Raw genomic sequence first — 23,705 nt, 5'->3', positions numbered from 1 at the left:
CGATGGGGAACCATGGGCCGCAGTGATGCGGGAGGGAGGAGAAATTCATGCGCGACACCGCCGAAGCAACGCCAGGGGTGCACGTATCATTGGCGCAACTGATGGCGCTTGAAGGCAAGGCCCGCGGCTTGAGTCTGCTTGCGCGTCAGCCGCGTTCGAGCATTCTGGCCGGCAGCCACGGTTCACGCTTGCGCGGTCGCGGGCTGGACTTCGAAGAGCTGCGCCGCTACCTGCCGGGCGACGATCTGCGGGCTCTGGACTGGCGTGCCAGCTCGCGCCTGGGCAAACCATTCGTCAAATCCTACCGGGAAGAACGCGACCGACCGACGCTGATCGTGGTGGATCAACGCATGAACATGTACTTCGGCTCGGTGCGCAGTTTCAAATCGGTGGTGGCCGCCGAGCTGGCCGCGCTGTTGGGCTGGATCGCCTGGCAGGCCGGTGATCGGGTCGGCGGGCTGGTGTTCAACGATATTCGTACAGAGCCAATCAACCCGCTGCGCAGCCGCCAGACCCTGGCAACACTGTTCGCCGCCGTGGTGCGGCAGAACACCACCCTGGCCGCCGACAACCCAGTGGCCGAAGCGCCCGGGCAACTCGACACCACCCTGCGTCGCTGCCTGCAAAGCGCGGCCCATGATCACCTGATCTGCATCATCAGCGACTTCGCCGGCAGCAGCGACAGCACCCTGCACCTGTTGCGTCAGCTGTCGGCGCACAACGATGTGCTGGCCTTGCAGATCTACGACCCGCTGGCGCTGCAACTGCCGGAACACGGGCGGGTGCTGGTGACCCAGGGCCAGTTGCAGGTCGAGTTGACCCTGGACCGCGCCAGGGTGCGCAAACCCTTGGGCGATTACCTGCAAGGTCGCCTGCGCGAGGTCGCCCAGATGCTGCGTCGCAGCCGCATACCGCTGCTGATGTTCAGCACCGGGGAGGACGCGCTGACCCAGCTGCGTCGCGAGTTGGGACGGCAGGCCGGCACCGGGCAAACCCGTTACCGGCATGCGGACACGCGGCCGTGAGTAGCCCTTCCATCGAGCAATTGCAGGAGTTGCCGCTGCCGGCTGCGATCAGCTACCTGCCGCAGACCTGGGGCTGGCGGGTGCTACTGGCGGTCGCTGGGTTGCTGGTGATTGCCTTGCTCGTGCGCAAACACCACCACTGGCGGCAGAACCGCTACCGGCGCGAAGCCCTGGCACGCCTGGATCAATTGCAACAGCAATTTGGGCAACAAACGGACGGCAAGGCCCTGCGCGAGGTGCCGGAACTGCTCAAGCGCGTGGCGCTGTCGAGTCCGCAGCAGCCTGACGTCGCCCGTCTCACCGGCCAGGCCTGGCAGGAGTTCCTGCAACGCAGCACGCCGATTGTCCTGCCCGCCGACTTCGCCGCTCGGCTGGCGACCCTTGCCTACGCTCCCAACGCCACGCTCGAACGCCTCGACCGGCATTCCTGTGAGCAGCTGCTGAGCATCACTCGGCAATGGGTGGAGACGCACCATGTGGCAGCTTGACTACCCCTGGCTGCTGTTGCTCTTGCCGTGCGGCTGGCTGGCGTACCGCTACCTGCCCGATTACCGTGAGCGCCAGCGCGCTTTGCGGGTGCCGTTCTTCAATGCCCTTAGCCAGGCCATCGGCCAGACGCCCAAGGCCCAGGGAATCCGGCGCAACATCGCGCAGCTGGGTCTGAACGCAGTGGTCTGGGGCTTGCTGGTCCTTGGCGCAGCGCGTCCGGTGTGGATCGAAAAACCTGTCGAGCACGCGCAACCGACCCGCGACCTGATGCTGGCCATCGATATTTCCCAATCCATGGAAACCCGCGACTACACGCAAGCGGATGGCAGCAAGGTCGATCGCCTGAGCGCCGTAAGGCAGGTGATCCAGGGCTTCATCGCACAGCGCAAGGATGATCGGCTCGGCCTGATCGTATTCGGCAGCGGCGCCTTCACTCAGGCGCCGCTGACCCTGGATCATGCCAGCCTGTCGCTGCTGCTCGATCAGGTCGGTATCGGCATGGCAGGTCCCAATACCGCCGTGGGCGACGCCATCGGCCTGACCATCCGCCTGCTGGAAAAGACTGCGGAAAAGGACAAGGTGTTGATCCTGCTCACCGACGGCAACGACACCAGCAGCGTGGTCGAGCCCTTGCACGCAGCGAAGATGGCCGCTGACGCCGGCATCGTGGTGCACACCATCGGCATCGGCGACCCTGGCGCCAGTGGCGAGTCGAAGGTCGATCTGGAGAGCCTGCAGAAAATCGCCCTGCGCACGGGCGGACGCTTCTTTCGCGCCGAAGACAGCCAGGGGCTGCAACAGGTCTACCGCACCCTCGATCAGATCACCCCGCATCAGGTCAACACCCTGAGCCATCAACCCAAGCGTGATGTGTTCTGGCTGCCGCTGGGCGCCGCCTTGTTACTGCTCGGTGGCTGGCATGGCGTGGCGGCGTTGTGGTCGGCGCTGCGTCATGAGTCTGCGCCGACCGTGGCAGCGGAGGCGTGATGGACATCGACCTCAACGCCTTGCACTTCCTGCGCCCGGCGTGGCTGTTGCTGATCGCGCTGGCGCTGCTGCTGGCCGGGTCGTGGCGACGGCTGGGCCAAGGTCGGGGGCGCTTTCACGGCATGATCGCCGAGCACCTGTTGCGTCACCTGATCGTCATGCCCACAGGTAACGCGCGGGTGCAGCCGATTCATCTGCTGGTGGCGACGCTGATGATCGGTGCACTGGCCGCCGCCGGCCCCACCTGGGAGCAGGACCGTCCAGCGTTCCTGGACAACCGGGCGCCGCTGATTCTGGCGTTGGACCTGTCGGGCTCGATGAACAGCAACGACATCGCGCCTACCCGGCTGCAAGCGGCGAAGAACAAGCTGCACGACCTGATCGATCGCCGCCTCGGTGCGCGAATCGGCCTGATCGCCTATGCCGGCAGTGCCCATATGGTCCTGCCGGCCACCGACGATCCGGCGCTGCTGGAATCCTTCCTGCAAGTGCTGTCCAGCGAGTTGATCGAAAGCCCGGGCAAGGATCTGGCCGGGGTCATCGCAGTGGCCCGCGGCATGCTGCAGGCCGAGAAAACCCCCGGCACTCTGGTGCTGGTCACCGATGGCGCTGACGTCGCCCAGCTGGATCTGGTGAGCAACAGTCTGGATCAACAACACGACCTGCAACTGCTGATTCTGGCGGTCAACAGCCAGGCCGACAGCGGGCTGAAAACACTCGCCGACGCCACCGATGCACCGTTGGGCAGTCTGACCGCCACCGATGAAGATCTGCAGTGGATCGAACTGCACGCGCAGACGCACTTCCAGGCTGTCAGCCCAGACCAGCAGAACCTGCAATGGAAAGACGCCGGCTACTGGTTGATCTACCCGCTACTGGTGCTGGGGTTTTTCAGCCTGCGCCGGGGCTGGAGCCTGAACTGGAGCGCGGTGCTGGTGCTGGCACTGGGCAGCGCCCTGCCCGGCCAGTCTGTGTATGCCAGCGGTTTGAGCGATGCGTTCATGACCGCTGATCAGCAAGGCCGCTGGGCGTATGAGCATCATCACTACCAGGATGCTGTCACTCGGTTTCAGAACCCTTACTGGAAAGGCCTGGCGGCCTATGCCCTGGGCGATTACGCCAATGCTCAGGCCTCGTTTGCACGGGTCGACAACGCCGCAGGCTACTTTTATCAGGGCAACAGTTATGTACGCCTGTTCAAGTTCGACCAGGCCATCGCCGCCTACCAGCAGGCCATCGCCCTGCAACCCGACCTCGCCCAAGCCAAGGCCAACCTTGCATTGGCCGTCGCGCTGCAAAAGGACTACCAGGACGCGCAGAGCAAGGCGCCGAACGTCAAGCCCGACGAAATCAAATACGACAACACACCCGGGCAAGGCAAAAATCATCCGCTGCAAAACGCCGCTGCGACCTCCGACGAACAATGGCTGCAGAACCTCAACACCTCACCTGCGCGCTTCCTGCAACAGAAGTTCAGCCTTGAAGATGCCCGCCGCGCCAATGCGCCCAAGGTGCAACCATGATCCGCAGGATGCTGGGCGCGCTGGCGCTGCTGCTGGCGTTGCCGTGTGTGGGCGCGCAACTGCGAATCGAGACCCGTCTTGAGCCGGCCGGCCCGACGGTCATCGGTCAAACCGTGCAATTGCAGGTGGATGTGCTGACCGACAGCTGGTTCACCTCGGCGCCGCAGCTGCCCGTGCTGGAGCTCGACAACGCCACTGTTTCCGCTCCCTCGGGCGAGGCGCGTCATCTGAACCTGAGCCGCGACAGCACGCCGTTCTTCGGGCTTGAATACACCTACCGGATTACCCCGAACGCTGCCGGTGACCTAGCGATACCGGGGCTGACCATCAGTGCTACGCCGGGGCCATCCAGCACGCCCATGTCGGTCCGCAGCGAGCCTCTGCGTTTGACGGTCGAGCAGCCCGCTGGCCTCCCTGCCGGACAGTCGGTGCTGGTGGCGCGCAAGCTGACGCTGAGCCAGGACATCAGCCCGTCCCGCGCGCCGCTGGGCATTGGCGACAGCGTGCGCAGGCGCATCACTCAGATCGCCGATGGCGTGCAGATGATGCTGATGCCGGCGCCGGTTTTCGCCCAGGTCGACGGACTCAAGCAGTACCTCGCTGCGCCGCAACTCAAACCCATGGACGATGGGCGTGGCCATGTTTCCGGCGGCATCCGGGTTGATGACGTCAGCTACGTGATTACCCGCAGCGGGGATTTCCAGCTACCAGCGATCAACGTGCAGTGGTGGGACAGCGACGCGCGGCAATTGCGCATCGCGCAGGTGCCAGCAGCCCCGTTCAGCGCCACCGGCGCAGCGTTCCACACCCCGTTCTCCGTGCGCGAAGACCTGCAGCGCATGGGCCGGCACGGACGCATCACGCTGTCCCGCCACTGGCTGGCCCTGGGCCTGGGGCTGCTGGGCATTGGCCTGCTGCTGTACCTTGGCTGGCCCCGTTGCCTGCGCGCATGGCAGACCCTCAAGCAGCACCGAGCCACCCGTCATCGGCAATGGCTGGCGTCCCCCCGTTACGCGCTGAACCAGATTCCCGAGCAACTGCGTGCGACACCGCCACGCCTCGATGCCTTGTACCTGTGGGTCCACCGGCAATACGGCGCGACCGGCCTGGGCGTGTTGCGCGACCGCGTGCCGCGCGACCTCACGGCGCAGATCTATGGTCGTGATCCGCAGCCTGCCAATGCCTTCCATGGATTGAGTCAGAGCCCGGCGCTGCTTCACCCGCATACCGCCGCGCGGCACCCGAACGACGCCCATCGGTTGCGACCGCTGAACCCACGCACCTTCCCCCGCATCAAGGCACCGGAGCGAACCCCATGATCACCTCATCACGCCAATGGCATGCCTGTCTCCAGCTGCTGCTGATCCTGCTCGCGCCGGCCCTCGCCCTGGCGGCAGAGCCGTTGCCATCCTGGCAGGACACCGCGCCGCGACAGGCGCTCGTGCAATTCGTCGAAAACGTCACCCGGGACGGCTCGGCGGACTTGATCCCGGTACCTGAGCGCATCGCGGTATTCGACAACGACGGCACGCTGTGGAGCGAGCAGCCGATGTACTTCGAGGTCCTGTTCGCCCTCGATGAGGTCAAGCGCATGGCGCCGCAGCATCCGCAATGGAAAACCACCCAGCCGTTCAAGGCGGTGCTGGAGAACGATCACAAGGCGCTCGCGGCCGCAGGCATGGACGGCTTGAAACTCATCATTGGCGCCACCCACAGCGGCATGAGCAGCGAGACCTTCAACGCGTCGGTCAAGGCCTGGCTGGCCAAGGCGCGGCATCCCCGCAGCGGGCGGCCCTACACCGAGATGGTCTACCAGCCGATGCTCGAACTGCTCGATTACCTGCGCGCGCATCAATTCAAGGTGTTCATTGTCTCGGGCGGTGACGTCGGCTTTATGCGCGCCTGGGCCGAGGAGGTCTACGGCGTGCCTCCCGAGCAAGTGATCGGCAGCCGCTTCGTCGGCCAGTTTCAGGCGCAGAACGGCCAGTTGCAGATCATTCGCACGGCCAGACTTGCGCACAACGACGACGGCCCCGGCAAACCGGAAAGCATCGACGCGCTGATCGGTCGGCGCCCGGTGCTGGCGTTCGGCAACTCCGACGGCGACCTGCAAATGCTGCAGTGGACCGCTGCCGGCCAGGGCAAGACATTCGTCGGCCTGGTCCATCACACCGACGTCAAGCGCGAGTGGGCCTACGACCGCAGCTCCGACATTGGGCGTCTGGACAAGGCACTGGACGCCGCGCAGCAGAACCACTGGACGGTGGTCGACATGGCGCGCGACTGGAAACGGATTTACCCCTTCGACTGATCGGCAACACGTTTCACCGAAACACGGCAACAACGGATGTGAATGCAAACGATCACTGAGAACAGCAGCGATCACGTCATGGCAACGGAGGCAATTCAAATGACTGGCAGGCAAAACTGGCTACCCCGGCTGGCCTTCATGGCAGCTTCGATGATGGCGCTCTCGGCCACCGCCGCAGCGGCAGACAAACCCAATATCCTGGTGATCTTCGGCGACGATATCGGCCAGACCAACATCAGTGCCTATTCAATGGGCGTGGTCGGCTACAAGACCCCGAACATCGATCGCATCGCCAAGGAAGGCATGATGTTCACCGATTACTACGCGGAGAACAGCTGCACCGCCGGGCGCTCGAGCTTCATCACCGGGCAGACGCCCTTGCGCACCGGACTGACCAAGGTCGGCATCCCCGGCGCACCGGTGGGCCTGCAGAAACGCGACATCACCATCGCCCAGGCGCTCAAATCCATGGGCTATGCCACCGGGCAGTTCGGCAAGAACCACCTGGGCGACCGCGACGAATACTTGCCGACCAACCATGGCTTCGACGAGTTTTTCGGCAACCTCTACCACTTGAACGCCGAAGAGGAACCCGAACGCCCCTACTGGCCCAAGGACCCCAACGATCCATTCGTCAAGGCCAACTCACCCCGCGGGGTGCTGCACGCCTACGCCGACGGCAAGGTCGAGGACACCGGTCCGCTGAATAAAAAGCGCATGGAAACCATCGACGATGAAACCACGGCCGCGGCCCAGGCGTTCATCAAGAAACAGGTCGATGGCAACAAGCCTTTCTTCGTCTGGATGAACACCACGCGCATGCACGTGTTCACCCACGTGCGTGACTCGATGCTGGGCCAGAGCGGCATGCCCGGCAATGAATATGCCGACGGCATGCTCGAGCACGACGGTGACGTCGGCAAACTGTTGCAGACCCTCGATGAGCTGAAGGTCGCGGACAACACCATCGTCGTCTACACCACCGACAATGGCCCGAACCAGTTCTCCTGGCCGGATGCAGCGACCACGCCGTTTCGCAGCGAGAAAGACACTAACTGGGAAGGCGCCTTCCGGGTGCCGGCAATGGTTCGCTGGCCGGGCAAGATCAAGGCCGGTGAAGTGTCCAACCAGATGATGTCGGGCCTTGACTGGTTTCCCACCCTGCTCGCGGCGGCCGGCGATGCCGACGTCAAGGACAAGCTGCTCAAAGGTTGGGCGCCGGGCACTGGCAGCAGCAACTTCAAGGTCCACCTGGACGGCTTCAACCAACTGCCCTACCTGACCGGCCAGGCCGACAAAGGTGCGCGCCACGAGTTCTATTACTTCAACGATGACGGCGAGCTGGTCGCCATGCGTTTTGATGACTGGAAAGTGGTGTTCTGCGAACAGCGCAAGCCGGGCGGCTTCGAGGTCTGGTCCGAGCCCTTCATTTGCGGGCGAGTACCAAAACTGTTCAACCTGCGCATGGACCCCTATGAACGCGCCGATGTGGTCTCCGACCAGTACTTCGACTGGCTGATGAAAAACGACTACGTGATCGGCATGGGCATCATGCGCGCGGCAGGCTTCCTGGAAACCTTCGTCGACTATCCACCCAGCCAGAAGCCTGCAAGCTTCGGTATCGCCCAGGTCAGGCAGATGGTCGATGCCAAGATTGCCGAGAAGAACAAGGGTCAGGCACCTGCCAAACCCTGAGTGAAATCGGCCCGTCGTTCTGGCGAGGAGCGACGGGCTGATCTACCTTTGTCGGCAAGTCCGCGTCTGCGGCCTGCATCGCACGCATGTGCTCAAAGGAATGAACGTCGGCATGCCGAAGAAGAACAACACGCCGCCAGCCGTTCCCACGCCACCGACCAAGACCGGTGGATTGTTCAACCGCCTCTACCCCATCCTGATCGTCCTGCTGCTGTTGATTGCAGGCGGGCTCTGGTACGCCACGCAAAAAACACCCGCGCCGCTGCCGCCAAAACCCTCGACGGTGGTGACAAAGCCTGCGCCGCCGCCCGCGGCCAGCGCCCAACCTGCACGTTTCGTCGATGAGCAACAGTGCGCAGGCTGCCACAGCGCCCAGGTCAGGGACTGGCAAGGCTCGCACCACCAACTGGCGATGCAGACGGCCAGTGAGCAAAGTGTGCTGGGGGATTTCAACAGCGCCGCCTTCAAGGGCGAAACCGAGACCACTCGCTTCTTTCGCAAGGACGGCGAGTTCTGGGTCAATACCGTCGATGGCAATGGCAAACCCCAGGACTTCAAGGTCGCGTACGCGTTCGGTGTCGAGCCCTTGCAGCAATACCTGCTGGACACCGGTGGCGGCCATCTGCAAGCACTGGGCGTGGCCTGGGATACCGAGCACCACCGCTGGTTTCACATCTATCCGGGTCAGGGCGTGGACTTCAAGGACCCGTTGCACTGGAGCAAACCCGGACAGAACGCCAACTTCATGTGCGTCGAATGCCACACCACCGGCTTCAAGCGCAACTTCAATGCCCAGAACAACACCTTCAACAGTCAATGGAACAGCCTGGGGGTCGGTTGTCAGGCGTGCCATGGCCCGGCGTCGAACCACGTGCTGTGGGCGGCGAAAGGCGACAAATCCACCGTCCTGGGCAACGCAGGCTTCGAGATCAACCTGAGCAAGGCCGACAACGTCACCCAGGTCGACACGTGCGCCCGCTGTCACGCACGCCGTGCGCCGCTGGGTGACGATCAGAAACCCGGCAAGCCGCTGATGGACGCCTACCTGCCCAGCGCGCTGACCCGCCAATTGTATGAGCTGGACGGCAAGATCAAGGGCGAGGTGTTCGAACATGGCTCCTTCGTGCAGAGCAAAATGTTCGACAAGGGCGTGCGCTGCAGCAATTGCCACAACCCCCACAGCAGCGAACTGAAAGCCCAAGGCAACGGCGTTTGCCTGCAATGCCACAACCCGGCCGGAAAAACAGCCGTGCCCGGCGTCGACGGCGCCGGCCTGCAAGCGAAAAACTACGACTCGCCTGAGCACCATCATCATCAGCCCGGCCAGCCGGGCGCGCAGTGCGTCGATTGCCACATGCCCGGCAAGCTGTTCATGGTCAACGACTTGCGCCACGACCACAGCTTCAGCCTGCCCAATCCGCCATTGGCCAATGAAATCGGCACGCCGGATGCCTGCCTGGGCTGTCACCTCAAGCTGCCTGCCGCAAAGGTTATCGAACAGTTCGGCAACTGGTACGGCGCACCGCAGCATGCAACCGATCAGTACGCCCGCAGCCTGTGGCAGATCCGTGGCGCGCAACCGGGCGCTGCCGCGGCGCTGTTCGAGCAACTGGACGCCACGCGCCTGGCCTCGATTCGTCGCGCGACATTGCTCGCCGAACTGCCGAATTACCCCAGTCAGCGGGCGCTCGAGGCCAGCGGCAAGGCCCTGCGCGATCCGGCGCCACAGGTGCGCGAAGCGGCGGTCAATGTGCTGGCCGGGCAATTGCCACCCGAGCAACGGCTGGAGCCGCTTGGCCCTTTGCTGCAAGACCCGATCCTGGCGGTGCGCATCGCCAGCGCCCGGGCGTTGCTGGGCAATAGGCAGTCATTGGGACGCTTTGAGGGTGCATTCGACAAGGCAATTGCACAATACGAGGCGGTGCAACTGAGCCTGCAGGAACGCGCCGAGGCCAATCTCAACCTGGCCATGCTCTATCAGGCCAACGGCAACACCGCGCAGGTCGAGCATTACCTGCGCACCGCAATTGCGCGCGATGCCGATTTCCTCCCGGCACTGATCACTCTGGTGCAGTGGCTCGATGCCAATCAGCGGGTGCAGGAAGCGTCGGATCTGCTGGCCGAAAGTATCAAGCGTCAGCCGCAGTCAGCCTTGTTGCAGTTCACCCAGGGCCTGGCGCTGGTCCGCCGAAACCAGCCAGGACCAGCCCTCAAGGCGCTGCGCGAAGCCAATCGGCTGGAGCCGGACAATGCGCGTTACGCCTACGTGCTGGCGGTGAGTCTGCAGGAGCGTGGCGAGCTCAAGGGCGCACGGGATCTGCTGGAGTCCACGCTCAAGCGCCACCCGGAAAACCGCGATGTGCGTATGGCACTGGTGGCGCAGTTGCGCGACGAAGGCGACATAGCGCAGATGAAAGCCGTGATCGAAGGGCTTAAAGCGATCAACCCCGGCGACCCGATCCTGCAGCCGACCGGGCGGCCTTGAGCAGAGCAGCCGATCAGACCGGGACCAGGGCTATGGCACGGGCAAGCTCGGCCTGATTGAAAGGTTTGGGCAACCGCGCCAGGCCGATGGGGTTAATGAAAGGCGCGTCGGAGAAGCCTGAGCAGATCACGATCGGCAGCGCCGGATACAGTCGCAGGATGCGTTGTGCCAGCTCCGCGCCAGTCATGCCGGGCATCACCTGATCGGTGATGACCAGTTCGATGTCGTCGTGCTCGGCGATCAGTGCCAAAGCCGCAAGGCCGTCGCTGACTGCCAGCACTCGGTGGCCCAGGTCCTCGATCATCGCCTTGGTACTCATCAGCACCAGCGGATCATCATCGACGAACAGCACTTTGAGCGATCTGGCCTTCGCCTGGTCGCAGTGGCTTTCTTCGCTTTCGCTCTGGGCAGATTCAAGGGCCGCCGAAGAAATGGGCAACCACAGCTGGGCCGTGGTGCCCTGCCCTGCGACGCTGGACAACACCAATTTGCCGCCCGATTGTTCGGCCAGGCCATGGATCATCGACAGGCCCAGACCGGTGCCCTTGCCCAGCCCCTTGGTGGTGAAGAACGGTTCCATCGCTCGCTGCAAAGTGGCGTCATCCATCCCGCTGCCGCTGTCGGCAACCGAGATACAGATGAATTTCTCCTGAGCGGGTGACTCGACCGAGCGTGAGAACCAGGCCTCCTTGGCCGATACCACGATGTTGCCGCCATCGGGCATCGCATCACGGGCATTGATCATCAGGTTCATCAGCGCCATCTCCAGCTGGCCGGCATCGACGAACACCGGTCGCAGCAGCAACGGGAAACGCGTCTCCACGTTGATGTTGGGGCCCAGCGAAGTGCCCAGCAGTTGCGACATGCCTCGGATCAGCGCGCCCACATCGACAGGTTGCGGGTCCAGTTCCTGACGCCGGGCAAAAGCCAGCATGCGTTGGGTCAGCGATGAGCCGCGATGCGCCGCAGCGATGGCGTTGTCCACCAGCAAGGTGGCCTTGGCGTCGCTGCCCAGACGCTTTTTAACGATACCCAGGCTGCCCAGAATGACCGTCAGCAGGTTATTGAAGTCGTGGGCGATGCCACCGGTGAGCTGGCCGATGGACTCCATCTTCTGTGATTGATACAGCGCCTCGCGCGCCTCTTTCAAGGCGGTCTGGGCCTGGACGCTGTCGGTGACGTCACGGGTAATCTTGGCAAAGCCGATGATCGCGCCGGCGTCGTTGCGAATCGGGTCGATGACCACATGCACCAGAAACCGCGAGCCGTCCTTGCGCACCCGCCAGCCCTGGCCTTCGAAGCGCCCTTCGCGTTCGGCGGTCTGCAGCGACTTCTGCGGCATCCCGGCCTGGGCATCGGCACTTTCGAAGAACAGCGAAAAATGCCGACCGATCACCTCTTCCGGCCCGTAACCCTTGATCCGCTGGGCGCCGGCGTTCCAGGTGGTGATGATGCCATCGGGATCGAGCATATACAGGGCGTAATCGGTGACACCTTGCACCAGCAGGCTGAATTGCCGCTCACTGTTGCGCAGCGCTTCCTGCGCCTGCCTGCGTTCGGTCAGGTCGCGGGTGACCTTGGCATAGCCGATCAACTCGCCATCGCTGGCATGGATCGGGTCAATGACCACCAACGCCCACAAGCGCGTGCCGTCCTTTCTGACCCGCCAGCCCTCACCTTCAAAGCGCCCGGAGGTGGCGGCGATTTCCAGCGCCCTGGCAGGCAACCCGGCCAAACGGTCTTCTTCGGTATAAAACAACGAAAACGAGCGGCCGACGATCTCGGCCTCCTCGTACTGTTTGATCCTGCGGGCGCCAGAGTTCCAGCTGCGCACGATACCGTCGATGTCAATCATGTAGATGGCGTAATCGAACACCGCATCGACCAGTAACCGATAGCGGTCTTCCTGGGAGAGCAATCCTGACGACGGTGCGGGTTGTTGCATGATGGCCTCGGGCAGGTGGGAACGGCATTCGCGCATTATGGACAAGTTGCAGCGCAAAACCCAAGGCCGGCCTTTTTCAGCGCAAAGCAGCCCCGCCCGGACCTTGCGGGCGTCGATTCGCTTGGCCGCGTTTCAGGCCCTTGAGCGTGCGCCGCCTGCCTTGCGATAGCCGTCGGCCGCGCCATCGCCGCTCGCTGAGCTGACCTGCAGCCCTGCCTTGAGGTCACTGATCAGTGAGGCAATGGCGCGACTGGTGGTCAGTGTGGAGGTGGCGATGCCCGTGGCCAGCAGGTCGGCATGACCCGTGCGCCCGCTGTAAAGCTGGACGGACATCAACCCGGCGCTGTCCACCGAGCACTTGCAGCGGGCAGGCAGAAACGCGGACTCGACGATCTGGCAGAGTTCAAGTGAGGAAATCATGGGGCGATCCTTGTAGGTGTATCCATTCTCGACTCTGCAAGCCGGGCGAGATTCCGGATATTTTCAGTCGGGCAGACGAACGCGCCGACCCCACCATTGATGGTCGCCGGCGGCTACCGGTCACGCCTCTGATCGGCAATTGGTCGGAATCTTTCAGGTAAACGGGAATCAGTGGTTCAAGGCAGCACACGTACGCAACAGAACGCTGCCGTTCCAGCGTTCAGTCTGCCTGATCCCTGCCGCGAGATTCCTCTTAATGTCGATGAGGCATGCCATCCACCATTGTCTGTCGCTGTACCGGCAGTGCCTGCTGTCGGCCGCCGCGCTGTGCGTCTGCGGCTGCTCGGCCACCGGCCTTGGCTTTCTCGACCCGGCGGGACCGGTCGCCTACGCCCAGCGCGAGCTCTTCGGCTGGGTGGTCGGGCTGTCGCTGGTGGTGGTGCTGCCAGTCATCCTGCTGACGCCGGTGCTGGTGTGGCGCTATCGCTACGCGCGCAAGGATGCGTGTTATCAGCCGCGCTGGGAGTTTTCCCTGCCGATGGAAATCCTCAGTTGGGGCGTGCCGGTAGCGGTTGTAGTGATCCTGGGCTGCCTGACCTGGCAGCGTACACAGCAACTGGACCCCTACCGCCCGCTGCAAAGCAGTGCCGCGCCGCTGCAAGTGCAGGTCATTGCGCTGGACTGGGCATGGCTGTTCGTCTATCCGGAACAGGGGGTTGCCAGCCTCAATGAGCTGACGATCCCCAGCGGGCGGGCGGTCCATTTGAGCCTGACCAGCGCCAGCGTCATGCAATCGCTGATGATCGCCCGCCTGTCCGGGCAGATCTACGCCATGGCGGGCATGCGCACCCAGCAATATCTGCTCGCCGACGCTCCCGGTCAGTTCATCGGTCGCAACACTCAGTTCAATGGCGCAGGCTTTCAGACTCAGATGTTCACCGCCCGCTCGGTGGACAGCCCCGGGTTCGACAACTGGCTGGCCAGCGTGCGCCAGAGCGGCCAGCGCTTGAGTTGTGAGCGCTATCGGCAGTTGAGCCAGCCACGCCAGCCGGCCCCCGCGCCGCAGACGTTGCCAGCGGTCCAGAGCTTCGCCGCTGTCCCTGCCGGGTTGTTCGACTGGGTGGTGAAGTCGTTCCACTCAGCCTCCATAGCCGAATGCGGCGTCGCCTTGCACGAGGGCAGCCATGGATAACTCTTCAAGGCTCTGGCACCTGCTGCTGGGCAATCTGGATTACAACGCGCTGCCGTTCTACAGCAAGGTGGCGACGGCCGCCGCCTCGCTGGTGCTGCTGGTAGCGATCGCGGTGTTCGTGCTGATCACGGTCAAGCGCTGGTGGCCGTACCTGTGGCGGGAGTGGTTCACCAGCCTGGACCACAAGCGTATCGGCATCATGTATGTGGTGCTGGCGATGATCATGCTGATGCGCGGCATTATCGAGGCGGTGATGATGCGGACCCAGCAGGTGATGGCGATCAATGCCCCCGGCTACCTGCCACCCGAGCATTTCAGCCAGATGTTCAGCACCCACGGCACGATCATGATTTTTTTCATGGCGATGCCCTTCCTTACCGGTCTGATCAACTTTGCCATGCCGCTGCAGATCGGTGCCCGCGACGTGCGCTTTGCCCTGTTGAACGCCATCAGCCTGTGGCTGACGGTCGCCGGAGCGGCCCTGGTCATGGCCTCCTTGATGCTGGGCAAGTTTTCCACCGGCGGCTGGAGCGGTTATCCGCCATTCACCGAGATGGATTATCAGCCCGGCGTCGGCCCGGACTACTGGATCTGGGCGCTGACCCTGAGCTCGATCGGCAGCACCCTGACCGGGCTCAACTTTGCCGTGACCATCTATAAGGACCGCTGCCCCGGGATGTCGTGGTGGCGATTGCCGTTGTTTACCTGGACGGCGCTGTGCACCAGCGTGCTGATGATCTTCGCCATGCCGCCGCTGACCGTGGCCACGTTGCTGCTGGCGCTGGACCGTTATCAGGACTTTCACTTCTTCACCAACAGCCATGGCGGCAACCTGATGAACTTCGTCAACCTGTTCTGGTTGTTCGGCCATCCTGAGGTGTACATCCTGATTCTGCCCGCCTTCGGGGTGTTCTCGGAGGTCTTCGCGACCTTCAGCGGCAAACGCCTGTACGGCTACAAGTCGCTGGTCCTGGCGTCGATGGTCATCACCCTGCTGTCGTTCACGGTGTGGCTGCACCACTTCTTCACCATGGGCCAGAGCGCCGGGGTCAATGCAGCATTCGGCATTGCCACCATGCTGATCGGGATCCCCACGGGAGTGAAGATCTACGACTGGATGCTCACCCTCTATCGTGGCCGGATCAGGCTGTCGGTGCCGATGATCTACGCGCTGATGTTCATGATGCTGTTCGTCATCGGCGGCCTGACCGGCATCACCCTGTCGGCGCCTCCGGTGGATTACCAGGTGCACAACACGGTGTATCTGGTGGCGCATTTTCACAACATGCTGATCCCAGGCACGCTGTTCGGCATGCTCGCCGGCTACAGCTACTGGTTTCCCAAGGCGTTTGGCTTCCGTCTGAACGAGCGCTGGGGACGCGTCACCGCGCTGTGCTTCGGGGCAGGTTTCCTGCTGGCGTTCATGCCGTTGTACCTGCTCGGCGTCTCCGGCATGCCCAGGCGCGCGCAGGCGGTCTTCAATGCCGAGTTCGCCCCGGCGCTGTGGGTGGCGCAGGCGGGCGCGGTGCTGTTGAGCGCGGCACTGGTGTCGCTGTACACCCAGCTGTATGTGAGCATCCGCGACCGCCGGCACAACGCTGTGCCGCTGGGCGATCCATGGGATGGCCGGACCCTTGAATGGGCCACCTGCGCACCGCCGCCCGAATACAACTTCGCTGTACCGCCGCCGATCCACGACCGTGACCCGTTCACCTGGCTCAAGGAACACGGCCTGGCCCATGCGCCGATCCTGCATTTCGTCGACATCCACCTGCCGAAAAACAGCGCAACGCCAGTGATCATTGGCGCAGCGGCGTTTCTCTGCACCTTCGGGCTGGTCTGGCACATCGGCTGGGCGACGATTGGTGGGGCCAGCGCGGTGTTAATCGCGCTGATCGTGCGCAGCTTCCAGCGTGACACCGAGCGGGTAGTCAGCGCCGATCAGCAGCGCAGGGAGCACCAGGCGCAGCGTCGCCAGGTTGACCAGACCCGGCCTGTGGGCCGCGACGATGAAGACTCCAGCGCCAATGCCGGGCTGGCGCAGGCCCGTCTATGAGCAGTCAGACGCCGCTGTATCCGGGCCCTGGCGCCCTGCCCGGTCCTGTCGAGGCTGAGCAGGCGAGCAAAGATGTCGCACTGGGCGTATGGATCTTTCTGATGAGCGATGCGCTGATCTTTGCATTGCTGTTCGCCCTGTACGCCACGATGATCCGCGCCACTGACGGTGGCCCCGCCGGGCATGATGTCTTCGAACTCAAGTCGAGCCTGCTGCAGACCGCATTGCTGTTGTTCAGCAGCTTCACCTGCGCCATGGCGTCGCTGAACCTGAAGTTTCGCCCCGGCCAGCCGCGTTACCTACTCGGCTGGTGGCTGCTGACACTGCTGTTGGGCCTGACGTTCGTTGCGCTGGAACTCAAGGACTTCATGCACATGGCCGAGCTTGGCGCGGTGCCGCAACGCAGCGGCTATCTCTCGGCGTTTTTTGCCCTGGTGGCGACCCACGGATTGCACGTCAGCGCCGGTTGCCTGTGGTTGATCCTGCTGCTGGTGCAGTCGCAGGTGTTTGGCCTGGACGCCCCGGTCAGAAGCGGTTTCCAGTGCCTGGCGCTGTTCTGGCACTTTCTGGATGTCATCTGGGTGGCTATCTACGCCGTTGTCTATCTGCAGGGGTTGATGTGATGCGAGAGCGCGCCTATCACCGAGAACTGACACGCTATCGTGCCGGTTTGCTGCTGGCCGTCGTACTGACTCTCGTGCCCGCAGCGCTGGTGCAGTGGGCCGGGCTGTCGAAAAGCGCCACGCTGGGCTGGGTGATGCTCCTGGCACTGGCGCAGATCGCCGTGCATTTTCGCTGTTTCCTGCAGGTCGGGGTTCAACGAGCCGAACGCGATAACCTCTATGTGTTGCTGTTTTCGCTGACGATTGTGCTGCTGATGGTGGGCGGCAGTTTGCTGGTGTTCTTCGACCAGATGGCGCGGATGTAGCACGGCAACCCTCTGGCGCTTTTCGGCTTTCGAACCTTGCGCCACGCAATACGCGCAATACGCGCAATACGCGGCAAAGCAATGGGCCTATGATCCATAAGTGGCTACGATAGGCATCTGTCACACGCCGCACCGTCGCGGCGCGAAAGCCGGACCAGGCATTTCGATTCGCACCCGACGCACCCATTCCAGGAACAGGACTTCATGATGGTCGATTTCACCGAGCGCTTCGCCAGCACACCGAAATCCGGCGCGCTGGAACCGAGCCACCTTGACTTTGCGGTGGTCGGGATCGGCGCGTCTGCGGGTGGCCTGCAGGCGGTCAAGCGCTTTTTCGAAAACATGCCCAAAGACAACGGCATGGCGTTCGTGGTGATCTTCCACCTGTCCCCTGACCATCAGAGCAGTGCCGGCAAGCTGATTGAACAAGCCACGCAAATGCCAGTGATTCAGGTGACGTCTGCGGTGCCGATTCAGAAAAACCACGTCTATGTCATTTCCCCGGCCCAGCATCTGTCCATGAACGATGGCCACCTGCGGGTCCTGCAACAGGCGCCCCGACGCGGCGGCCATGTCACCATCGATCTGTTTTTCCGCGATCTGGCGGAAGTGCATAAAGAGCGTGCCTTCTGCCTGGTGCTCTCCGGCACCGGCTCCGACGGTGCGGTGGGCCTGTCGCGGATCAAGGAACAAGGCGGTATCACCCTGGCCCAGTTGCCGGGCGACGCCGAATTCGACGGCATGCCCCAAGCGGCCATCGAGACCGGCATGGTGGACTTCGTGCTGCCCGTGGTGGAGATGCCGCAGAAGATCCTCGACCTGTGGCGCAACTCCCGGGCTATCGAGTTACCCGACGCCCCAGGTTCAGGCCTGCGCACCCATTTGCCCAGCAACGAGCGCGCGGCGGCGCTGGCCGAGCAACATCTGCACGATATCCTGCTCAAGCTGCGCACCGGCACCGGCCACGACTTCAGGCATTACAAGCGCGCCACCGTGCTGCGCCGTATCGAGCGGCGCATGCAGGTCACCGCGCGCGCCGACCTGAGCGCCTATTACCAATACCTGTGCAACACGCCCCAGGAGACCAAGGCGCTGCTGGACGACATGCTGATCGGCGTCACCAACTTCTTCAGGGACCGCGAGTCCTTCGAATCGCTGGAGCGGGATGTGATTCCGCAGCTGTTCAGCCATTGCGCAAACGAAGCCAGCAACAGCGAAGTCAGGGTCTGGTCGGCCGGCACCTCCACCGGCGAAGAAGCCTACTCGCTGGCCATGGCGCTCAATGACTACAAGGCCGGTACCGGCGCCGACCGCAAGGTGCAGATCTTCGCCAGCGACATCGACGACCGCGCCATCAGCACCGGACGCGCCGGGCTCTACCCGGAGGCGATCATCACCGACGTCTCGCCCACCCGTCTTCGCCAGTATTTCGTCAAGGAGGACAACCGCTACCGGGTGCGCAAGGAACTGCGGGAAAACGTACTGTTTGCCAAGCACAGCCTGCTGTCGGACCCACCGTTTTCGCAGATGAACCTGATCGTCTGCCGCAACCTGTTGATCTACCTGGACCGCGAGGTGCAGCGCGAGATTCTGCAGATGTTCCATTTCGCCCTGAGCCCCGGTGGCTATCTGTTTCTGGGCAACTCCGAATCGGCGGACATGTGCCACGAGCTGTTCAACCCGGTGGACAAGAAGAACCGCATCTTCCGGGCACGCACCGGCGCGATCCCCTCGCATCGCATGCCCACCATGCCCCGCGACGGCTATGCGCGCGCAGTGTCGATTCCGCGCCCGCCGCTGACCCCGCCGGCCAGAAAACCCTCGACCTCGGAAATCCACCAGCGCGCGCTGGAGCGCTTCTCGCCCCCGAGCATCATCGTCAACAGCGATGCCGAGATCCTGCATATCAGCGAAGGCGCTGGCCGTTATCTGCATCACATGGCCGGAGAGGTCACCCGCAACCTGCTGTCGCTGATCACCACTGACTTGCGGCTGGAGCTGCGCACGGCGATGTTCCAGGCGCAGCAGACCAACTTGTCGGTCAAGGCGCGCCCGGTCAGCCTGGTCAGGGACGAACACTACTTTCAGGTGGCCGTCACCGCTCATCCGTTCACCGATGCCCAGACCGAAACCGAATGCCTGTTGATCGTATTCCTCGAAGAAGAAATCGACGCCGAAAATGTCAGTGCAAACGCGACGATCCAGTCGGAAAACCAGATGCTCTCCAATCTGGAGCGCGAGCTTCAGCGCACCAAGCTTCAGCTGCAAGACACCATCGAGCAATCGGAGATTTCCAGCGAAGAACTCAAGGCCTCCAACGAAGAAATGCAGGCGATCAACGAGGAGCTGCGCTCAGCCACCGAGGAGCTTGAAACCAGCAAGGAGGAGCTGCAGTCGATCAATGAGGAATTGCTCACGGTCAACCATGAGTTGAAGGTCAAGGTCGAGGAAACCGACCAGATCAACGACTACCTGAGCAACCTGATCTCATCGACCGACATCGCCACGGTGTTCGTCGACCGCAACCTGCGCATCAAATGGTTCACCCCGCGCGCCACGGACATCTTCAGCATGCTCTCGGTGGACACCGGGCGGCCGTTGATGGACATCACCCATCGCCTGAACTACGACCAGATGGTCGACGACGCGCTGAGGGTGTTCGAGACCCTCAGCGTCATCGAGCGCGAGATACCCAGCGACAACGATCACTGGTACATCGCCCGCCTGTTGCCCTACCGCTCAAGCTCCGATCAGATCGACGGCATCGTGCTGACGTTCATCGACATCACCAAGCGCCGGGCAGCCGAAGAAGACCTGCGCCTGGGCGAGGAACGCATGCGCCTGGTGGCCGAAAGTACCCGCGATTACGCCATCGTCGTCACCGACAACAACGGCCTGATCACCAGCTGGAACCAGGGTGCCGAGATCATTTTCGGCTACGGCAAAACGGAAGCCGAAGGGCGTTCGATCGACTTTATCTTCACTGAAGAAGACCGCGCAGCGGGCACCCCCGCGCAAGAGATGGCCACGGTCCGCGCCAAGGGTCGATGCATCGACGAGCGTTGGTATCTGCGCCGCGATGGCGCCCGCTTCTATTGCAGTGGTGAAGTGGTGGCCTTGCAGGGCGAAGGGGTTCAGGGTTTCGTCAAGATTGCCCGCGACCTCACTGAGCATGTGAAGCTCAATGAACAGCAGCTCAACAGCCTCAAGGAAAGCCAGACCAGCAGCCACTTGAAGGACGAATTCTTTGCGGTGATGTCCCACGAGCTCAAGCATCCGCTGAATCTGATCCAGCTCAACGCCCAGGTGCTGCGCCGTTTGCCGGCGGTCAAGAACACGCCTGCCGCGGTCAAGGCGGTTTCGGTGATCAACGATGCGGTCACCAGCCAGGCGCGGATTATCGACGATCTGATGGACGTCGCCCGGGTCAATACCGGCAAGCTGCAACTGGAGCGCAAGGTGGTGGACTTTGCCGCACTGCTGCGGGAAATCGAGCACGTCGCCGATAACAGCGAGCACAGTTGCGAAATCATCTTTGATATCCCTTCCAGAAACGATGGCGGCCTGTTTTTGCATGCAGACCAGACCCGCATCGAGCAAATCGTCTGGAACCTGATCAACAACGCGATCAAGTTCACCCCCGCCGGCGGGCAGATTCGCGTGACGGCCAGCAGACTCGACGGGCGCGTGCGGCTGGAAGTCCAGGACACCGGCCCGGGTATCGCTCAGGATCAGCTTGAGCATATTTTCGAGATGTTCGGTCAGGCCAACCACCGGCCGGTGGTCCGCAATAACGGCGGTCTGGGGATCGGCCTGTCGCTGGTCAAGCAGTTGGTGGAGAGCCACGAGGGCTTTATCAGCGCGTATTCGGACGGGCCGGGCAAAGGCGCGACCTTTGTCGTTGAACTGCCGGTGTGTGGGGTACCGGCACCGCTTGCCGCTGTCGCCGAGCATGAGGAAGACGGCAAACTCCGGGGGCTGAGCATTCTGCTGGTCGATGACTCGGTCGACGTGCTGGAGACCATGGCGATGTTGCTGGAAATGGAGAGCGCGCAGGTTGCCGCGTTCTCCAGCCCTGCCGAGGCGCTGGTCCGCGCCCCGCTGGAGAGCTTCGATGTGGTGATTTCCGATCTGAACATGCCCAGCATGGACGGCTATCAGTTTGTCGATCAGCTGCGCAGGATCCCTGGCTATCGCTCAACGCCCTGTATCGCCCTCACCGGCTACGGCGCGAGTCTGGCCGGGACTGACGGAAAGGGCTTCGACGAGCACGTGGGCAAACCGGTGGCGTATGACGCGTTCGTCGCCCTGGTGGCCCGGCTGGGTCAAACGGCATTGGCGAAATAGCAGCGCGCGGGGGCAGGTCCGGTGATCGCCCCCCCAGCGGCTACGAAAGGTCCGGGGGGACCAGCGACCTGACTTTTGCCAACACCGCCTGGATGTCGAAGGGCTTGTCGTAGACCTCCACGAACAGGTCGGGCCGCGCCAGGCCCAGATGCCCCTGGGCGCCACTCATCAGGATCATCGGCACCGCGCCCAGGGTCTTGTGCGCGCGCACCTTCTCGGCCAATTCGATGCCGTTCATGCCCGGCATCATGTAATCGGTAATGATCAGCTGCGGTTTTTCCCGGTCAAGCACGTTCCACGCCCGCTGCCCGCTGCCCGCGGTGACGGTGAGATAACCCTCGTCCTCAAGGGCGAAGCTGAGGATGTCGGCGATCAGGTATTCGTCGTCGACAATCAGAATCGTGGTCATGATGCCCCTCTCCCGCTCAGCCGCTGAGCGAGGGGGCGACCGCGAAACCTACGCGTTACTGGTATCGCCAAGGGCATGGATGTAAACCTTTTTAACGTCCAGACCCTGCTCGCCGAGGCATAGCTCCAGCGGCGAAGGGTCGTAGGGGTTGTCCCTGATTTTAAGAATCGACAGTCGGCGTTTGAGTTCCGTCGGCTCCTGCACAAAGCGCAGCAGCAACAGGTTGTCGACGATACCTGACAGGTCCGGTGCTGGAGCGTCCATTTCACCACCGAGCAAGCTCTGCACTTCCCACGACGCAACCACTGTGACATTGCGTGCACGCAGCTCGCCCATCAGCGCCGTGTAGAGATCCAGCAAGCGCGATTTGTCCGCCGCCGCCCGCGCCATCCCGCCCAGGCTGTCGAGAAAGACCCGTTTGATCGACTTTTCTTCGACGGTACGCAGCAGGTCGAGCGCCAGTTTGTCGATCAGTTCGGTGGTGACGGATTTCCACATGATGGTCAGCGCGCCGGACTGCTCCAGTGTTGCGAAATCCAGGCCCAGCGCTGCAGCCTTCATGCGCAAGCGCTGCGGCGACTCGTAAAAGCCAAAATGCAGCCCGGGCTCGTGCACGGTCGACTGGCTGAGAAAGCTCATGCCCAATGTGGTTTTGCCCGAGCCCGAAGGCCCGATCAGCAGGGTCACGGAGGATGCCACCAGACCGCCTCCGATCAGCGGGTCGAGGGTCGCCAGGCCACTGGGGATCAGCGAAACATGGTCGCTGTCGTGCATCGCCGAATGGGTGAAGGTGCTTTCCAGCCGGGGATAGACCACCAGGCCGTTTTCGGTGATTTCACACTCATGGGCGCCGGCAATTGCCGCGCTGCCACGGGTCTTGCGCATCTTGATGCGCCGTATCGAGCGGTTGCCGACAACCTCCTCGCCCAACTCCAGGACGCCGTCGACCATGGTGTGCTCGGGGCTTCCATCATCCAGTTGCGAGCTGGTGAGGAAGAACACCGTGCACCCGGCAAACGCCGCATGCCCTTGCAATTCGGAAATGAAGCGCTTGGTATTGAGCGCGGTATCGGCCTTGGAGCGGGCGTTGAGCAGCCCGTCGAGAATCAACACCGTGGACTTCTGGCGGACGATTTCACGCCGAAGCAGCTTGACCACTTCGTCCAGGCCATCGTTCTCCATGGTGTCGAACGCGCTGACGAACTGGAGCTGGTCGCCGACCTTGTCCTTGTCGAAAAAGCTCAGTGTGGACAGGAACTGAAACAGCCGCTCATGGGGTTCGGCCAGCAAGGTGGCGAACAGCACGCGGCCGCCGTGGCGAGCGTGATTGAAGCCAATCTGGTTTGCCAGAATGGTCTTGCCCGACCCCGGGCGGCCCTGAATGATGTAGGAGGAGCCGGCGACGAATCCTCCCTTCAGCAGCTCATCCAATCCTTCGATTCCGCTCTGAAGGCGTTTTAGCTGGTTCAAATTTGCTTCCTCCGCCGATAGCACTCAGTGTCGCGAACGGTGCGGATCATGCGCACGATCAAATCGCGCATTCTTCCGCGTTTGGCCGCACATTCCAAGAACAATCATCATGCGTAGCGCGGACTTACACTTATAGGGTCCATGCCGGTCAGCGGTTGCGGGGCTGTGCCGGAGTGTTTTGTTCTTCGACACAGCCCTCGGTCTCCGCTCGGGACTGCTCGCTGCGGCGTTCGGGGTCATCCGGTTTGATCGGTGCCGACAGCGGATACTCCGGCGTGTCATCGGCAGGGGTGGGAACGGGCTGATCGGTCGCGGTTTTGTTCAGGTTCATGGCCACTGACTCATTCAATGAATGCAGTGGTTGGAGTACACCGCGGCGCATACGTGCGTTTTTCTGGATCTACGGCCTGCGGCCAGAATCAA

The 23,705-nt window shown here is 62.8% G+C and carries 18 protein-coding genes; 13 read left to right on the top strand and 5 right to left on the bottom strand.

Features of this window, described 5'->3' with window-relative positions; genetic code table 11:
* Window positions 1-47: 47 nt before the first annotated feature.
* The 8 genes from ACI2KS_RS11280 to ACI2KS_RS11245 all read left to right on the top strand — a co-directional run bounded on the left by ACI2KS_RS11280 (window position 48) and on the right by ACI2KS_RS11245 (window position 10,515).
* Window positions 48-1,025 carry a DUF58 domain-containing protein gene (locus tag ACI2KS_RS11280; RefSeq protein ID WP_404620082.1) on the top strand — a complete coding sequence of 326 codons (978 nt, stop codon included), beginning with the start codon at window positions 48-50 and terminating at the stop codon, window positions 1,023-1,025.
* Complete coding sequence (locus ACI2KS_RS11275; protein ID WP_404620080.1) at window positions 1,022-1,513, top strand: DUF4381 domain-containing protein; 492 nt, start codon at window positions 1,022-1,024, stop codon at window positions 1,511-1,513. The genes ACI2KS_RS11280 and ACI2KS_RS11275 overlap by 4 nt, the downstream gene beginning before the upstream one ends.
* Entirely contained in the window at window positions 1,500-2,501 is a 1,002-nt protein-coding gene (locus tag ACI2KS_RS11270; protein ID WP_404620078.1) for a vWA domain-containing protein, read from the top strand. Before ACI2KS_RS11275 ends, ACI2KS_RS11270 begins: the two co-directional genes overlap by 14 nt.
* On the top strand, window positions 2,501-4,024 hold the full coding sequence (locus ACI2KS_RS11265) for a VWA domain-containing protein (protein WP_404620076.1): 1,524 nt from the start codon (window positions 2,501-2,503) through the stop codon (window positions 4,022-4,024). The genes ACI2KS_RS11270 and ACI2KS_RS11265 overlap by 1 nt, the downstream gene beginning before the upstream one ends.
* Window positions 4,021-5,343 carry a hypothetical protein gene (locus tag ACI2KS_RS11260; protein ID WP_404620074.1) on the top strand — a complete coding sequence of 441 codons (1,323 nt, stop codon included), beginning with the start codon at window positions 4,021-4,023 and terminating at the stop codon, window positions 5,341-5,343. The genes ACI2KS_RS11265 and ACI2KS_RS11260 overlap by 4 nt, the downstream gene beginning before the upstream one ends.
* Window positions 5,340-6,335: an HAD family hydrolase gene (locus tag ACI2KS_RS11255; protein ID WP_404620072.1), complete on the top strand. Its 996-nt coding sequence runs from the start codon at window positions 5,340-5,342 to the stop codon at window positions 6,333-6,335. Before ACI2KS_RS11260 ends, ACI2KS_RS11255 begins: the two co-directional genes overlap by 4 nt.
* A gap of 99 nt (window positions 6,336-6,434) precedes the next feature.
* Window positions 6,435-8,030 carry an arylsulfatase gene (locus ACI2KS_RS11250; RefSeq protein WP_404620070.1) on the top strand — a complete coding sequence of 532 codons (1,596 nt, stop codon included), beginning with the start codon at window positions 6,435-6,437 and terminating at the stop codon, window positions 8,028-8,030.
* Window positions 8,031-8,142: 112 nt separating this feature from the next.
* Window positions 8,143-10,515, top strand: a complete 2,373-nt coding sequence (locus tag ACI2KS_RS11245) for a tetratricopeptide repeat protein (RefSeq protein ID WP_404620068.1) — start codon at window positions 8,143-8,145, stop codon at window positions 10,513-10,515.
* Window positions 10,516-10,528: 13 nt separating this feature from the next.
* On the opposite strand, the gene ACI2KS_RS11240 is transcribed toward ACI2KS_RS11245, so the two are convergent.
* Both ACI2KS_RS11240 and ACI2KS_RS11235 read right to left on the bottom strand, forming a co-directional pair.
* Entirely contained in the window at window positions 10,529-12,460 is a 1,932-nt protein-coding gene (locus ACI2KS_RS11240) for a PAS domain S-box protein (protein WP_404620066.1), read from the bottom strand.
* 132 nt (window positions 12,461-12,592) lie between these two features.
* Complete coding sequence (locus ACI2KS_RS11235; RefSeq protein ID WP_404620064.1) at window positions 12,593-12,880, bottom strand: DUF1652 domain-containing protein; 288 nt, start codon at window positions 12,878-12,880, stop codon at window positions 12,593-12,595.
* Between the two features lie 256 nt (window positions 12,881-13,136).
* Between ACI2KS_RS11235 and ACI2KS_RS11230 the strand changes: the two genes are divergently transcribed.
* From ACI2KS_RS11230 to ACI2KS_RS11210, 5 genes are all read left to right on the top strand, one after another.
* The gene (locus ACI2KS_RS11230; RefSeq protein ID WP_404620062.1) at window positions 13,137-14,072 is read left to right on the top strand and encodes a ubiquinol oxidase subunit II; all 936 of its coding nucleotides are present in this window, start codon (window positions 13,137-13,139) and stop codon (window positions 14,070-14,072) included.
* A 22-nt stretch (window positions 14,073-14,094) separates the two neighbouring features.
* Window positions 14,095-16,128 carry a cbb3-type cytochrome c oxidase subunit I gene (locus tag ACI2KS_RS11225; protein ID WP_404620706.1) on the top strand — a complete coding sequence of 678 codons (2,034 nt, stop codon included), beginning with the start codon at window positions 14,095-14,097 and terminating at the stop codon, window positions 16,126-16,128.
* Window positions 16,125-16,751, top strand: a complete 627-nt coding sequence (locus ACI2KS_RS11220; protein ID WP_404620060.1) for a cytochrome c oxidase subunit 3 — start codon at window positions 16,125-16,127, stop codon at window positions 16,749-16,751. The genes ACI2KS_RS11225 and ACI2KS_RS11220 overlap by 4 nt, the downstream gene beginning before the upstream one ends.
* On the top strand, window positions 16,751-17,056 hold the full coding sequence (locus ACI2KS_RS11215) for a cytochrome o ubiquinol/quinol oxidase subunit IV (protein ID WP_404620058.1): 306 nt from the start codon (window positions 16,751-16,753) through the stop codon (window positions 17,054-17,056). Before ACI2KS_RS11220 ends, ACI2KS_RS11215 begins: the two co-directional genes overlap by 1 nt.
* Window positions 17,057-17,263: 207 nt before the next feature.
* Entirely contained in the window at window positions 17,264-21,403 is a 4,140-nt protein-coding gene (locus tag ACI2KS_RS11210) for a CheR family methyltransferase (protein WP_404620704.1), read from the top strand.
* Between the two features lie 40 nt (window positions 21,404-21,443).
* Here ACI2KS_RS11210 and ACI2KS_RS11205 read toward each other — a convergent pair whose 3' ends face one another.
* The 3 genes from ACI2KS_RS11205 to ACI2KS_RS11195 form a co-directional block, all read right to left on the bottom strand.
* Entirely contained in the window at window positions 21,444-21,812 is a 369-nt protein-coding gene (locus ACI2KS_RS11205; RefSeq protein ID WP_404620056.1) for a response regulator, read from the bottom strand.
* Between the two features lie 48 nt (window positions 21,813-21,860).
* A complete protein-coding gene (locus tag ACI2KS_RS11200) occupies window positions 21,861-23,282 on the bottom strand; it encodes an ATPase domain-containing protein (RefSeq protein WP_404620054.1) in 1,422 nt (473 codons plus the stop codon).
* 148 nt (window positions 23,283-23,430) lie between these two features.
* Window positions 23,431-23,613 carry a hypothetical protein gene (locus tag ACI2KS_RS11195; protein ID WP_404620052.1) on the bottom strand — a complete coding sequence of 61 codons (183 nt, stop codon included), beginning with the start codon at window positions 23,611-23,613 and terminating at the stop codon, window positions 23,431-23,433.
* Between the last annotated feature and the right edge of the window lie 92 nt (window positions 23,614-23,705).

Source organism: Pseudomonas sp. NPDC087358, assembly GCF_044900785.1.
GTDB lineage: Bacteria > Pseudomonadota > Gammaproteobacteria > Pseudomonadales > Pseudomonadaceae > Aquipseudomonas.
The sequence above is the reverse complement of the archived record's forward strand: the minus strand, read 5'-3'. Positions and strand labels throughout refer to the sequence as shown.

Bases quoted from the DNA above. Each gene is read 5' to 3' on its own strand.
- ACI2KS_RS11270 (WP_404620078.1), top strand. From the start codon at position 1,500: ATGTGGCAGCTTGACTACCCCTGGCTGCTGTTGCTCTTGCCGTGCGGC.
- ACI2KS_RS11210 (WP_404620704.1), top strand. From the start codon at position 17,264: ATGGTCGATTTCACCGAGCGCTTCGCCAGCACACCGAAATCCGGCGCG.
- ACI2KS_RS11245 (WP_404620068.1), top strand. From the start codon at position 8,143: ATGCCGAAGAAGAACAACACGCCGCCAGCCGTTCCCACGCCACCGACC.
- ACI2KS_RS11265 (WP_404620076.1), top strand. From the start codon at position 2,501: ATGGACATCGACCTCAACGCCTTGCACTTCCTGCGCCCGGCGTGGCTG.
- ACI2KS_RS11220 (WP_404620060.1), top strand. From the start codon at position 16,125: ATGAGCAGTCAGACGCCGCTGTATCCGGGCCCTGGCGCCCTGCCCGGT.
- ACI2KS_RS11240 (WP_404620066.1), bottom strand. From the start codon at position 12,460: ATGCAACAACCCGCACCGTCGTCAGGATTGCTCTCCCAGGAAGACCGC.
- ACI2KS_RS11230 (WP_404620062.1), top strand. From the start codon at position 13,137: ATGTCGATGAGGCATGCCATCCACCATTGTCTGTCGCTGTACCGGCAG.
- ACI2KS_RS11280 (WP_404620082.1), top strand. From the start codon at position 48: ATGCGCGACACCGCCGAAGCAACGCCAGGGGTGCACGTATCATTGGCG.
- ACI2KS_RS11215 (WP_404620058.1), top strand. From the start codon at position 16,751: ATGCGAGAGCGCGCCTATCACCGAGAACTGACACGCTATCGTGCCGGT.
- ACI2KS_RS11235 (WP_404620064.1), bottom strand. From the start codon at position 12,880: ATGATTTCCTCACTTGAACTCTGCCAGATCGTCGAGTCCGCGTTTCTG.
- ACI2KS_RS11250 (WP_404620070.1), top strand. From the start codon at position 6,435: ATGACTGGCAGGCAAAACTGGCTACCCCGGCTGGCCTTCATGGCAGCT.
- ACI2KS_RS11260 (WP_404620074.1), top strand. From the start codon at position 4,021: ATGATCCGCAGGATGCTGGGCGCGCTGGCGCTGCTGCTGGCGTTGCCG.
- ACI2KS_RS11195 (WP_404620052.1), bottom strand. From the start codon at position 23,613: ATGAACCTGAACAAAACCGCGACCGATCAGCCCGTTCCCACCCCTGCC.
- ACI2KS_RS11205 (WP_404620056.1), bottom strand. From the start codon at position 21,812: ATGACCACGATTCTGATTGTCGACGACGAATACCTGATCGCCGACATC.
- ACI2KS_RS11255 (WP_404620072.1), top strand. From the start codon at position 5,340: ATGATCACCTCATCACGCCAATGGCATGCCTGTCTCCAGCTGCTGCTG.